Source organism: Paenibacillus planticolens, from assembly GCF_013141725.1.
GTDB classification, from domain to species: Bacteria; Bacillota; Bacilli; order Paenibacillales; family NBRC-103111; genus Paenibacillus_E; species Paenibacillus_E planticolens.
Map to the genome: position 1 here is coordinate 1 of NZ_WHNZ01000040.1, position 13586 is coordinate 13586.

Below are 13586 nucleotides of genomic sequence, written 5' to 3' on the forward strand. Positions count from 1 at the left end.
CGCGTTGGCGCTTGTTGGGCTTGTTGGGCGCGTTGGCGCGTGTTGGCGCGTGTTGGCGCGTATTGGCGCGTGTTGGCGCGTATTGGCGCGTGTTGGCGCATGTTGGTGCGTGTTGAGGAGTGTTGGGGCGCGTTGGGCGTGTTGGGCGTGTTGGGCTTGTTGGGCTTGTTGGGCTTGTTGGCTCGTGTTGGGGCGCGTTGGCGCGTGTTGGCGCGTATTGGCGCGTGTTGGGCGTGTTGGGCGCGTTGGCGCATGTTCGGCGCATTGGCGCATGTTGCGTAGCGGTATCACGATAGGCACCCCAGCAACAATCGCCGAGCAAAAAAAAAGACAGTCAGCATGATTGAAAATGCCGACTGCCTTTTTGTTATGTTTGTCCGTAATACGCATTAGCTCCGTGTTTTCTCAGGAAGTGCCGGTCCAGCAGCGTCTGCTCCATGGGCTGAATCGCCTGGTTCAAATGGAAGGTGCGGTAGGCAATCTTCGCTACCTCTTCCAACACAACTGCGTTATGCACCGCATTGTGCGGGTCCTTACCCCAGCTGAACGGCGCATGGCAGTTCACCAGCACACCCGGAACCATCGCCGGGTCCAAGTCCTTGAACGTCTCAATGATGACGTTGCCTGTTTCCAGTTCATAGGCCCCTTTGATCTCAGCCTCCGTCATAAGACGCGTGCAGGGGACTTCCCCGTAAAAGTAGTCCGCGTGCGTGGTACCCAGCGCTGGAATGCCTCTTCCGGCCTGCGCCCAGCTTGTCGCCCATGGAGAATGGGTATGCACAATGCCGCCGATCGCCGGGAATGCCCGGTACAAGGCCAAATGGGTCGGCGTGTCCGAGGAAGGCTTCAGCTTGCCTTCCACAATCCTGCCTTCCAAATCGACAACGACGAGGTCCTCAGCCTTCAAATCCTCGTAAGGTACACCGCTGGGCTTAATCACGACAAGCCCCTGCTCCCGGTCAATCCCGCTGACATTGCCCCAAGTAAACGTAACGAGCCGATATTCGGGGAGATCCAAATTCGCTTCCAGCACCGCTTGCTTCAATTTGTCCAGCACTCGATCTCAACACCTTCCGAGATAATGTACGTATAATGTTCTATTATACACTTGTACGTACATGTTATCTAGATAGTCTTGAAATAAAGTTTGAGGTGTACAACTTGTATGTACACCTCAAACTTTTATGCCGTTAATTATTAGCTATGTATAATTGAAAAAATAATCGTTTTCCCATCCGGCTCCAAACGCGTCTCTACGGAAAAACTGCCGATTTGCTTGGTCGTCGTCTCCAGAACGCCTTTCGCCGCAGCACGCTCACACGCATCGGTAAAATGGCGATAGAAGATGTCCGCATCATAGCCGAAGAGGAAATCCGTGAATTTCCGAATGCTTTCCATATTGCGCGCCAGTGTTCCGTTCTCAAGACGAACGGTCACGCCATAAGTCAGAAACTGAGGGTCCAGCCACAGCGAGGCCTCATTGCTGTTACGCACACTGGCCGTCGCGCCGTTCACGGCAAGCGCTTTGGCATCTGCATCCCGGAACAGGCGCAGCGTTGTTTCTTGCAGGTCGTAGTTCGTCCCCCGCAGCTTGCCTGCATCCTCCATAACGCTGTAAGCGTCGAGCATGCGCTGGTCCGGGAATATCAGCTTCTTATAGCTGCCATCTTTTGTCGGAACAACTTTGATGAAAGCTTCTCCCTCGTTTTTCACGCTGATCCGCTTTGACTTCGTCTGCAGACGCGTAATGATTTGCAGCGCTTCCGCACGGGTAACATCCCGACCCACGCCAAAATACCCGTTCGGGTATCCTTCCATGATTCCCTTCGTCATCGCTTCGCCGATAAACTTCTGCTGCCTGCTTGTCGCGCTTTGCAGATCGCCAAATTGCGAGGCTGCTTTAAGGCTGTACACTTCATCCTCCAAATACTCGGTTTCCTTCAGCAAATAATACAAGATTTCCGCTACATCCTCGCGTTTCAGCTTCGCTTTGTAATCCGTAAACTGGCCCTTGCTGATGAAATGCAAATCGCTGGCCAAATCCAAATAGGGCTTCGCCCAATAACCGACAGTGCTCGGCTTAAAATTGAAGTCCCGATAATCCTGCTGTAAAATGCTTTTATTGCTCGCGCTCAACGCTTGCAGAAAGCTTGCTTTCCAATTGCGCTCGCCATTGGGAAACTTATCTGTAAAAGCCAGCAATACGATTTTCACGAATTGGTCGGCCGTCACCGCATCGTCAGGACGAAACGTTCCGTCCGGGAAGCCGTCCAGCAGCCCCTGCTGCGCCATCTGAGTAATGGTCTGTTCCGCCCAGTGACCTCGTACGTCCGTCATACTTGCCGCTTCCGTTCTTGCTTGGCTGATAGCCATGCTCATGACACAGCACACCGCTGCTATAGTTATCCATTTATTCAACTGCCGCATGATTGGATTCTCCGTTTCTACATTTTTCGATACCAAGTTGTACCATTCTATAGAATAAGCCTTCTATTCACCTTTGAGAACAGGCTTTAAGCCTAGTAAGGATAGCACTCTAAACACTGCCGGGCTTGGGTCTATAGCCGCAGATATCCTTCCCCGAGTGCAGCGGATTCCGCCTTTTTGCGCATAAAAAAGGACCCTATTTGTCTACGCAAGTAGCAAATACGGTCCTGCTATTTCAACGGCTAGCTGAATTTTCTGCCAGCGCCTACGGTTTGCATTGAGTTGTAATAGCGCAGCCAATCGGTTATGTACAACATTTTCGCTAAGAAATCCGGCGCACTCCCTTGCAGATAAGCATATTTCTCCTGCTGCAGCAGTTCATGCATCTCCCAGCTTTTCAAAAATAATGCTTTGACAAAGGCCTCTTCCGTTTGCGGCTTATGAAGATCCGTTCCTCTGGAGAGCTCAACCTCTTCAAAAATAACACCTCTATAATAAGGATATACATTCACCTGGCGCCCCATATCGACGTAGGCAAGGCCTGTATATTCAAAAGGAAGCCATATTAAATTCGTCTTCTTGTCTTCCAGTTTAACGGTATACGCTAAGCCCATATTCAAAGCAACCGGCTGAGGGTAATTGTTAATGGCACCGGATCGCAGGTGGTCCATGATATGTTCAACGAAATTCATCGTGTTCTTCCTCTCCGAGGGATCTGATTATTTCCAGCAACCCTCCTTCATATTGCGTGCTAACGCCTTCTATTGTCAAGACGGCAAATTACTGTGAGGAAAACCGAGCGTCCCTGCGCTGCATACTTAACTTTTAAATGAAACTATTCGATGAATCATCGACAAAATCCTTCTTATTTCGACTAAAATCAACACATTTTTACAATTCCCATTCAAAAAGACCCAAATTACAGCGCCCTTACGAACACTATAAGGATAAATTGCCGAAAAATATTTTTGGGCGAATTGCGAACTTTTTTCAACCTGCAAGCGTCTAATTCAGAGAGGTGAGAGAATGGAGACGACCGGCGTCCATGTTTTTGAGTATTTAAAGTATGTATCTGAAACAACGGATCAAAAAGTGATTCTTCGCAATTTAATGGAGACCTATGGCAATGACGTATGGAACTATGCTTTCAGCATTTGCCGCAACTCGGATTTAGCCGATGATATTACCCAGGATGCTTTCTTAAAAGTATATCGCAATCTTACTACATTCCGCGGTGAAGCCTCGGTCAAGACCTGGCTTCTTACCATTACACGCAATACGACCTATGACTATTTACGCAAAGCTTTCTGGCGCAAAGTGACACTTGTTGGCTTCATTCAATCAACAGGCACATCCAACTCTGCCGAAACAGAAGCCATGGAGAAATTATATGCCAGCGACATTTGGAAGAAAGTGATTTCCCTTCCTCCGAAGTATAGAGAAATTCTCATTTTGCATGCCCATTACCAGCTTTCAACCAAAGAAATGGCATCTATTCTTAATATCTCGGAAGGAACCGTTAAATCACGGCTTCATCATGCCAGACTTAAGGTGGTTAAATTGAAGGAGCGTGAGGCTCTTGAACAATCCTGATCCGGATGATTTACGCAAGCAATTGGAATCAGGACCGCTTGAGCGCCCCGGCTTTACTTCCAAGCTTCAGCGTGAAATTGAAGAAGCGGTTGAGCATAAGGAACGAGCGAAGCCAAGGGTTAAACCTGTGATTTGCTTTGCCGGAGTCAGTGCGATCGCTGCCGCCATACTGCTTTTCCCTTGGAGTAATTTACATACCCAGAGTGATGCAGCGCCCGCGATGGATGCTGCAGTTACGGCAACAACTGCGTCCGTAAGCTATTCTCCTGCGCCTATTACTACAGCACTGCTTATCGGATTAAGAACTGAGCATGAACCATCCGGCAGCGAGGCTGGACGCGCGCTGAAGCCCATGCGCTACAGCACCTATCGCACGATGCTGATTGCGCCTGTGCGCGGGAAGCTCCAGAAAACGTCCGAGGGCCCAGGCATTCTTATGCCTTATAAGCAAAATTTCTGGAAAATCGATTCCCTGGTCCATCGGACCAAAACGGATGAATTCCGCTACTTATCCGCTCACTTGGCGGATCAGCCTGCGAAACCGGAAACCTTCCCTGATCAAGAAGGCGAACAGTTCAATCGTACAGAGACCCTGTTGTTTGCGGGCAATCAATATGTGTCTATTGCCGAATCGGAATCCTCCTTGCGAGGCGGCGGAGCTTATCAGGCGGATCGCATCTGGGTCCGCACGCTGCCGCAATTAAAAGAAGGCCACACCGTGCAGTTCTATAACAAGCCGGTGGACAAGAATCATGTGTCCATCTCCGATGTTTATGGCACTAATGCGAACATCGGTGGTGTGCTTGCAAGCGTTGCAAGCAGTTTGCGCGGAGAGGTTTCGGGCCAAAGCTGGACGATTCAGCGAGAGCCCGGCCACTGGGTCGGCAAGGTCGCCGAAACGCCGCGTGCGGTAGCTGGTGCTGCAACGCCAGACAGCTACGTGCTGCACGACTTCCCTCGGGATCTACCCGACAAAGTGGTGAACCACGATGATCTGTGCTGCACCTGGAGCGGCATTCAGTCCTCCTATCCGCAAGCGACCGACGCGTTGACTTCACCAATGAACGATATGCTTGTCATCTTCGAGGGCGGCAAGCTTAAATTCTATCCCTACGGCCAAGCGCCGGGCAACGATCCGCAGCTTGTTCTGGATCTTCTCCCCGGCGAGCAGCTCGTCATGGCGCAGTGGGCCACGGATCACTACGTCGAAGAATGGATTGACAAGGTCTACCGTTATTTAACGCCAGAAACGGATATTCGAGTTCCGTTAAGTGAATAAACGTTAAAGGGTCTGTTCCCCAGCTTTGAAGCTAACTGGGGAACAGACCCTTTTGTATGGAGGAGCGGCGCTTGCCCGCTCGCCGACTTAGCTGGCATTTGATGTGCTTTTTGCATGATTCGGATTCTCTTGCATGAAAACATCAATGAACGTCTGCGCATACCGGGGATCCCACTGCGTCCCCTTGCCTTCCGCGAGAATGGCCATGGCCTTCTCGACAGCCATCCCTTTCCGATAAGGACGATCGGAGGTCATGGCGTCGAACGCATCCGCTACCGCAATAATGCGGCCGAACTCAGGGATCTCCTGGCCTTTCAGGCCGTCCGGATATCCCTTGCCGTCATAGCGCTCATGATGCGAGCGCACGCCGGGAAGCAAAGGCGCCATCGCTTCCGCCGGCTCAATTTGCTTCAAAATCGATTCGCCCAGCACCGGGTGCCGCTTGATTTTCTCAAACTCCTCATCTGTCAGACGGCCTTCCTTCAGCAGCACATCGTCGCGCACGCCAATTTTTCCGATGTCGTGAAGCAGCGCCGTTTTGTTCAGCAGATCAAGCTCCTGCTCACTTAAACGCACCGCTCTCCCAATCATCAGAGAGTATTGAGCGACACGAGTGGAATGCCCTGCGGTATACGCATCTCTCGCATCCAGTGCAGCAGCCAGTGTGGAATAATAGCTCTGCAGCAGCTGATTATTCATGCTTTCACGCGCCTCAAGCCCTTTAACCATATGGTTAAAGCCGGCGACCAGCCGCGAGAATTCATCCGAATATAAATCCGAAGCCCTCACCTGCAAGTCGCCGGCTTGCACTTCCTTCATCGCTCTATGCAAGTCCCCGATCGGTTGTTGAATATCTCTAGCCAACATCCGTGCCCCAAGGGAGGAGAAGCCCACACCGAGCAATAAAATAATGCCCGCCCATTTCCATTAATCCACCATGAAATCGGACGACTGTGAGATAAGCCGAATTTGCGTCGCTAAGCTGAAGAGAAACAGCGGCATCGTTCCAATCAAGAACGCGCTCAGCTGAAACTTGCGTTGAATGGAAACAATCACGCGCCCATCCAAAGAGACATCCTCGCCGTAAAGGCGCTGTCCGACTTCGCGTATATGCACAAGAACCGGACGGATCGCCTGGGTTGTCGTGAAGAACTCAAGCAGCGCATGCATGCTTGCCACGAGCACAGCGCCGATTCCCGCGAGCCCAACATAATAAGCCGGCAGCGACAGCCAGCCCGTCGCAATCCCTATGGAAGCCATTGTCATAGCCGGAATCGACAAACCTAGAAAATGGGGACCGAGTATCCGTTTCACAGAGAGCGCCGGAAAGCGGTGAGTTTGCAAATAGGCGTCCCGAATGGCTGCCAAATCAGGAGCTTCCTGCTCCAGCATCATCCGAATGGGGCGCATGTGTCGGCGAAACACCAGCAGCTCCGCGAGTAGCATCACGCATAGCGAGCTCGTCATAATGAAGAAGATGCGCTCCATTTCCGCATACGAAATGGATAAGGTCGTAGAAATAATGACTCCGCCCACCACAACAACCGCAATGCCTGAGCCTAAGATATAATTGCGGACCAAATCTCGCAGAAATTTTTGGTAAATGACCATGATGGATGCCTCATTTCAATCTAAGCTTAGTCCTATTGTATAGCAATTCAACCTGTTGCGCTTATAAAAAAGGGAAGCTCTGCTTGCCCTTTACTTGCAGCTAGCCTAGGTTGGAACCGGCTCATCTTGAGATTTCCTTGATCGAAGGGAACTCCGTTCCCCTATTTCGGCGAAAAGCGGAATTTCGAGCGCCCGAGGGGAACTACAGGGTCTTATTTCATCAAATTGCCCAAATATCCCTCTAGAATGGAGAAATAGCGGAACGTAGTTCCCGTTTCCTCGCTCAAAGGGCTGCTATAGGCGAAATAGCGCCCTGTAGTTCCCCTTCCTCGCTCAAAGGCTACTTCGGGCAAAATAGCTTCCTGTAGTTCCCACTCCTCGCTCAAAGGCTGTTTTGGGCAAAAAAGCGTCCTGCAGTTCCCCTACCTGCCCGCGCTGCGCGCTGCCTTGCAACCGACTGTCGCCGCATGGAATAAGGGGAAGCTTGGCACACCTTCACACATCAAAAATGCCCCGGCCTAGTGGCCGAGGGGCATGTGCTGCTGAATCATTCTGTTTCTTTATTTGCAACAGGCATACTTTCCTTCCCGAGGAAGGCGCGCGCAAGCTCCGTAACGCTTTGGCCTGTTAGGGTTTGCGTGATCTCAGGCACTTGGGCGATCATTTTGGCAATATCGCCTGTTATCCGGTTTACGCCGGACGTCGCGCCGTCTTGGGAGATTACCGTGATTTTATCCACGTTGTTCAGCGGTGCCGCAATCTTCTCCGCCAGCTCCGGCAGAATGCGAAGAATCTCTACCGTAACCGCCGCTTGCGTATACTGCTTGTAAGCCTCCGCCTTCTTCTCAAGCGCCTCAGCTTCCGCAAGCCCCGCCAAGCGAACGACTTCCGCATTCGCTTTCCCTTTGGCGAGCTCCGCCTCGGCCGTCGCTTCACCGCGCTTTCTCGTCGACTCGGCGTCAGCCTCGGCTTCGAGAATTTGCCGCTGCTTGTTCACATCGGCGCGCATCAGAGCTGCCAGCTTCTCCGCTTCGGCCGGCTTAATGACGGATGCCTCGAGTTCCTTTTGCTTCAGCTCAACTTCGATCTGCCGAACGTTCTTGTTCGCCTCAGCTTCCATCTGCTTAATACGCACCTGTTCGGTTACGAGCGATTGCTGAATTTGCTTCTGCTTCAGTTCATAGGCCAAGTCCGCTTCGGCCTGCCGGCTCGTCGTTTCCTGCTTGAACTCCGCCTCTCTCATGCTGAGCTCCTTGCGGTACTGAGCTTCTTTCGCCGATGCCAGCGTTTCCGCTTCGATCTTGAGCTGATGCGCCTCTGCAATGCGAATGGCGGATTCCTTTTCCGTATCGGCTTGCCGGATCTGAATGTCCCGCTCGACCTCGGCTCTGGCAATGCTGGCGCTTTTGCGGACACGTTCAACCTCAGGCACGCCAAGGTTCTCTATGTAGCCTTGATCGTCTGCGACACGCTTGAGTACGAACGAAATCAAGCTCAGCCCCATTTTATCCAAATCCTCCGAACACGTCTCCCTCATCTTGCTGTTCAGCTCATCCGGATTCTTGAGAATAGACTCCACTGTCAATTGTCCCACCAGACCGCGAAGATGTCCTTCTACGGAATGCAGAATCATCATTTCCCGCTCCAGCAGCGTATGATCCAAGAACTGCTCAGAGGCTGTGGCAATGGCAACAGGGTCGCTTTGAATTTTGATTTGAGCAACCGCCTCGATCTTTAGCCGGATCCCCTGCAGGGAAAACATGGGCTGATCCGGCTTTACATCAAAGCTCATGAGCATCATCGAAATCGTTTTGAAGCTCTGAAAGCCCGGAATAACGAAGGTTCCCCCGCCCTGTACAACGCGTTTACCGCCCAAACCGAAAACAATCATGGCCTCGTTAGGCGGCACCTTTTTATAAGCCCTTACAATGGTAGCAAGTAAAATAAAAACAACAATGACAATAGCAGCAACCGTATACAAAATCGTCAACATAATTGTATTACCTCCCGGAAGTTAGTCGTACCTGCAAGCTTACTCACTGAATTTACTAACTGTAGCAACGCCTTTCTCCATGTGCAGGATAACCACCCTTGCGCCTTTGGTGATCGATTCCCCCAACTCGGATCGCGCGCTGATGGACCGTTTGGTCCCCTGCATGACAATCACCATTTCACCGAATCCATTCCCGTTAATCGGCGCAATCAGCTTCCCAAGCTGTCCAGTCAGGTCAAAATCGTCTTCCCTCATGCTGTCATCATGCTTATAGATGACTTTGGCATAGAAGAGGAAGAACAGCCAACCCACGAAAAGACCGGCACCTGCGGCAATGAGCAAAATAAGCAAAGAGCTGGTCATCCCTACCTCATTGAGCATATACCCTATTCCGCCGAATACCGTCAGGCTGGCCAAAAGGGAAGATAAATTAAAGAAAGACGGTCCCCCATGGCTGTGGGCTCCCCCGGTATCCCCATGAAACTCAAAGAAATCGCCACCAAAAAATGTAACAAGAACCGTAAGAACAAGGCCTACAAAAAAACATACGGCAAACAAAGTCATCATAGACGTCACCTCCTTGGAGCCCCCTTATAAGGAAGCATTTTACATCTATACATTATAGACGGGATTGGCAATAAAAGGTTTCGCACAAAAAAATATCAGTTTGCCTGCGAATCGTTCTTCTTCGCTTCGCGTATAATCATTGGACGTCTTTTTTATTATTTTTATTAAACCTAAGGAGTAGATTAGCACATGTACAAAAAGAAACTGACTTGGCGGTTATCCGCCGCACTGGTGTTCCTGCTGCTTATGCTGACAGGCTGCCAAGCTGTACAAGGCTTAGACATCGCTGCGGCGATTAAGAACAGCGCAGCTGTGAAGTCCTTCGAATCCAAAGGCTCACTGCAAATCGAGTTGGTTCCCGGCGACACCTCCAAGCTAACTGCGGACGAGCAAAAGTCGCTCAGCGCTCTGCAAAACGTGAAAATCGAGCTTACGAACGTTAAGTCTCAGAATGCGCAGCAGCTTTCGGCAGATGGTTCCATTACATACGGAAAAGGCACTATCCCATTCAAACTGGCAACGGAAGGCACAAAGCTCCTTATCAGCATTGAAGGCGCGAAAAAGCCGATTGTTTACGATCTCCTGGCCGGTTCAAATGTATCGTTCATGAACATGCTGCCCGCAGTGATTCAAGAACAGTTCGGGAACAAAATAGCGGAGGTTAAGCCCGCGATTATCGGATTTATTTTAGCGAATACGGCAAATCCTTCGAATATTACGGTCTCTGCCGTCACAGACAAAGTGAACGGTGCAGACCTTTCTCTCCAAAAAGCGCACATCGAACTGAACGGCACTGAACTCGCCTCACTGCTTCGCAAGCTGTTCAGCAACATTCTCGCAGATGAAGCCGGATTGAAAGAACTGCTCAACCAATTGTATGATGCCCTGTCACCTGTTATTGAAGAGCAGATCAGTGCTGGTTCGAGCGATTTTACCCTCAAGGTTCTGGGCAATAAAGAATTTGCGCTCGGACTGGTGTATCAGCCTATCCATGACTTCCTGGAGACAACAGCCGACTCTTTAGAGAAGGCCATCGCCGGAGATACCGAACAGGGCCCGTCGCCCCTTCATGGCTTATTTGACGGTAAATCCACGCTGCAGGCTGATATTTATACCGATGCCGACAAACTGGTCCACAAGCAAGCACTAGCGCTTAGCATGCCGCTTCCAGATAAGGGCACTGGCGTTGCAGGGCTTAAACTCTCCTTCGTGAGTGAAACTTGGAATGCGAATAAGCCGGTAACGGCAGCAACGATCGATATCTCTGGCGGTGCGGTACAAATGGGGACGGAGGCTTCCTCTATCTACCACATGCTGAATAACCTGGATAAACAGTCCCTTTTCTACAAAATGCTGCGTGAAGATATGAAAGTGACGAAGAAGGAAGTAAGCCTGAAGCTGACGGATGGCGCGGCTTCGCCAAGCGATACACCGCAGCCGTTTATTAACGAAGACAACAAAACGATGGTGCCGGTACGCTTTATTTCCGAAAAGCTTGGCGCAGAGGTCGGCTGGAATGGCGATCTGCAGGAAGTTACGATTAAAGATCTACTGTCCGGAACAACGATCATTCTGAAGCTGGACAGCAAGCTTGCCACTGTTGACGGCGCTGCAATCGAGCTCGAAAGTGCGGCAACGCTCCATAACGGATCTACGTTCGTTCCGATTCGTTTCATCGCAGAATCGCTTGGCGGCAAAGTATCGTTCAACGATGAGACTCGCACGGTGACGATTAAACGCGAATAGCATGGCATTGTAAGTGCATAGGCGATTGCACCTTTTTCAGGCGGCTGAATAGTCTAGTAGTGAACCTAGGCAATAAGCCTACCGCTGCGCGCAGCCGAACGAAAAAGGAGCGAATGCTGTGTATATGAATCCGTCGCAACACCCTGGGCCTCAAGGGCCCCATATGATTTATCAAGCCGAGCCTAATTGGCAGCACCAAATGAGGCACAAGAGGGATATGATCACGGGTGCGCTTCACCCGCATATCGGGCGTACGATTCGCGTTACAACCATCGATGGGCACACGCATGAAGGTGTGTTGGCTCATGTAGACGGGCACCATGCTTATATGCACATCGCCCCTCACAGCCATCCCCAAGGGCCGTACAGACCCATCTATACACCAGCGCAATACAATCAAATTTTGACGTTAGTTCTGTTTGAATTGCTCGTCATTTTACTGCTGGCCTAAAAAGATAGCTCGCCCTTATCCGGTCGATAGCGACCTTGGAGCGCGGGCTTTTTTTATTGCGGACTTGAAATGAAATTTTCATGAAAATGGAATAAGCTCCCTTCGAATTGGATATATTATCAAAGCTGCGTTAACAAGCTGTCAGGTTCTGCATGATCCAAGAGCAACACGCAGGAACAAATTATTGGAGGTTTATGTCTACATGGAAACAGGTACGGTAAAATGGTTTAATGCGGAAAAAGGTTTTGGTTTCATCGAAATGGAAGGCGGCAATGATGTGTTTGTTCACTTCAGCGCTATCACAGGGGAAGGTTTCAAAAGCTTGGATGAAGGCCAACGCGTACAATTTGAAGTTGTTCAAGGTAACCGCGGACCGCAAGCTGAAAATGTAGTCAAGCTGTAGTCCTTACCACATATTGCTATACACTGCTTGCGAGTCTGAGTCTAGTCTACTATGACAAGGAGGAGTTCATATGTACTTTTCAAAGAAGTCGATGGAACCTGTGCCCGAAGAGCAAACCAACATTTGGACTTGCAGCACCGAACAGTGCTCATGCTGGATGAGAGATAACTTTTCATTCGCCGAAAGTCCGGAGTGTCCGATTTGTCATTCTGCCATGGTCAAGGATTCAAAGATGCTCCCAACCTTATCGAACACAAGCAGCAGGCGATAATAAGTAATAGCAGCCTACGGCAGTACCCGAAGCCCTTTCGTCTCCGTGTAGGAGACAAAAGGGCTTTTCTATTGGTATGAGATATTACCTAGAAGCCTCGGCGTCTGCCGAAAATCAGCGATATGACAAACATGATCAGGAATACGAAGAACAATACTTTGGCAATGCCTACAGCCGCTGAAACAATGCCAAAAAATCCGAATATACCGGCAACCAGCGCAATAATTAGAAACATAACAGCCCAGCCTAACATAGGAAAACACCCTCTCTTCATGTTATTTGTAATGCTTGGCTATGATATCTATTAACCACTTGGCCCCATATTGAATCATAAAGTCCTGTCCGCAAGCAAAAAAACCGCTTCGGACGGTAACAGCATCGTCCAAAACGGTTTTATTTCTTACGGTATATGCGTTCCAATGGCACAAACTCTTGGTAGTGCACACCTTCAGGCACGAATAAGATGGATTCTTTCTTGCCCAGCCCCAAATACCCGCCAGATACTAAGCTGCCATGAAACAGGCTGTGTACCTGCGTCTGCAGCTTGTTATCGAAGTAGATCATGACATTGCGGCATAAAATCACATGGAACTCGTTAAAAGAGCCGTCCGTTGCAAGGTTGTGCTGCGCAAACATCAGATTGTCTTTCATGAGCGGCTGGAAATAGGCGTACTGATGGTCCGTCGTATAGTACTCAGAGAAGGCCTTCGTTCCGCCGGAGTCCAAATAATTCTTCGTAAAGCATTGCATCTGCTTGAGCGGGAAAGCCCCCTTTTGCGCTGCTTCAATCGCCTTCTCGTTCATATCCGTCGCATAAATCTTCGTTCTCTCCGCCAGCCCCTCTTCCTGCATCAGGATTGCCATGGAGTAGACTTCCTCCCCCGTTGCACAGCCGGCGTGCCAGATGCGAATCTCGGGATACTGCCTTAGCTGGGGCACGACCAAATTGCGAAAAGCGTGGAAAAAGCTAGGGTCCCGGAACATCTCGGTGACGCGGATCGACATGTCATTGAGCAAGCGGTCCACGAAGCCGGGTTCGTGCAGAACTTTCTCCAGCAGCGCAGTTACATTCGGCAGCTTCTCTGCTTTCATCCGATTAAGAACACGCCGGCGTAAGGATGACCGCACGTAATGGCGGAAATCAAACCCATACATTTGGTACAAGCCTTCCAAAAGGAGATTAATCTCAATATCTTGCAGTTCGTCCTCGTAAGGAGATTGAGTGAAATCGATGGGCTCCTCCAT

Annotated in this window: 13 protein-coding genes and 1 pseudogene; 6 read left to right on the forward strand and 8 right to left on the reverse strand. The window is 50.3% G+C overall.

The features are described from left to right. Positions 1-367 precede the first annotated feature (367 nt). The 3 genes from araD to GC097_RS17560 all read right to left on the reverse strand — a co-directional run bounded on the left by araD (position 368) and on the right by GC097_RS17560 (position 3119). Positions 368-1057 carry an L-ribulose-5-phosphate 4-epimerase gene (gene araD, locus GC097_RS17550; RefSeq protein ID WP_312875689.1) on the reverse strand — a complete coding sequence of 230 codons (690 nt, stop codon included), beginning with the start codon at positions 1055-1057 and terminating at the stop codon, positions 368-370. 140 nt (positions 1058-1197) lie between these two features. Continuing rightward, positions 1198-2463, reverse strand: coding sequence for an S-layer homology domain-containing protein (locus tag GC097_RS17555; protein WP_171684608.1), 1266 nt, complete (start codon positions 2461-2463; stop codon positions 1198-1200). Between the two features lie 206 nt (positions 2464-2669). Continuing rightward, the gene (locus GC097_RS17560; protein ID WP_246294313.1) at positions 2670-3119 is read right to left on the reverse strand and encodes a hypothetical protein; all 450 of its coding nucleotides are present in this window, start codon (positions 3117-3119) and stop codon (positions 2670-2672) included. 334 nt (positions 3120-3453) lie between these two features. Here GC097_RS17560 and GC097_RS17565 point away from each other — a divergent pair, with 334 nt between their 5' ends. Then, a complete protein-coding gene (locus GC097_RS17565; RefSeq protein ID WP_167052917.1) occupies positions 3454-4020 on the forward strand; it encodes an RNA polymerase sigma factor in 567 nt (188 codons plus the stop codon). Continuing rightward, complete coding sequence (locus tag GC097_RS17570; protein ID WP_171684609.1) at positions 4007-5299, forward strand: hypothetical protein; 1293 nt, start codon at positions 4007-4009, stop codon at positions 5297-5299. Before GC097_RS17565 ends, GC097_RS17570 begins: the two co-directional genes overlap by 14 nt. Before the next feature lie 87 nt (positions 5300-5386). Here GC097_RS17570 and GC097_RS35285 read toward each other — a convergent pair. From GC097_RS35285 to GC097_RS17585, 3 genes and pseudogenes are all read right to left on the reverse strand, one after another. After that, positions 5387-6910: pseudogene (locus tag GC097_RS35285) on the reverse strand (HD domain-containing phosphohydrolase). 547 nt (positions 6911-7457) lie between these two features. Beyond that, the gene (locus tag GC097_RS17580; RefSeq protein ID WP_171684610.1) at positions 7458-8903 is read right to left on the reverse strand and encodes a flotillin family protein; all 1446 of its coding nucleotides are present in this window, start codon (positions 8901-8903) and stop codon (positions 7458-7460) included. 39 nt (positions 8904-8942) lie between these two features. Beyond that, positions 8943-9470, reverse strand: a complete 528-nt coding sequence (locus GC097_RS17585) for an NfeD family membrane protein (RefSeq protein ID WP_171684611.1) — start codon at positions 9468-9470, stop codon at positions 8943-8945. Positions 9471-9659: 189 nt separating this feature from the next. On the opposite strand from GC097_RS17585, the gene GC097_RS17590 reads away from it, so the two are divergent. From GC097_RS17590 to GC097_RS17605, 4 genes are all read left to right on the forward strand, one after another. Further along, a complete protein-coding gene (locus tag GC097_RS17590; protein WP_171684612.1) occupies positions 9660-11216 on the forward strand; it encodes a copper amine oxidase N-terminal domain-containing protein in 1557 nt (518 codons plus the stop codon). 163 nt (positions 11217-11379) lie between these two features. Next, on the forward strand, positions 11380-11667 hold the full coding sequence (locus tag GC097_RS17595) for a hypothetical protein (RefSeq protein WP_171684613.1): 288 nt from the start codon (positions 11380-11382) through the stop codon (positions 11665-11667). Positions 11668-11869: 202 nt separating this feature from the next. After that, a complete protein-coding gene (locus GC097_RS17600; protein WP_028555458.1) occupies positions 11870-12070 on the forward strand; it encodes a cold-shock protein in 201 nt (66 codons plus the stop codon). 70 nt (positions 12071-12140) lie between these two features. Beyond that, on the forward strand, positions 12141-12341 hold the full coding sequence (locus tag GC097_RS17605) for a cold-shock protein (RefSeq protein ID WP_161406717.1): 201 nt from the start codon (positions 12141-12143) through the stop codon (positions 12339-12341). Between the two features lie 88 nt (positions 12342-12429). Here the strand turns inward: GC097_RS17605 and GC097_RS17610 are convergent, their stop codons facing one another. Beyond that, positions 12430-12594 carry a DUF1328 domain-containing protein gene (locus GC097_RS17610; RefSeq protein ID WP_171684614.1) on the reverse strand — a complete coding sequence of 55 codons (165 nt, stop codon included), beginning with the start codon at positions 12592-12594 and terminating at the stop codon, positions 12430-12432. Positions 12595-12734: 140 nt separating this feature from the next. Next, entirely contained in the window at positions 12735-13586 is an 852-nt protein-coding gene (locus GC097_RS17615) for a CheR family methyltransferase (protein ID WP_171684786.1), read from the reverse strand.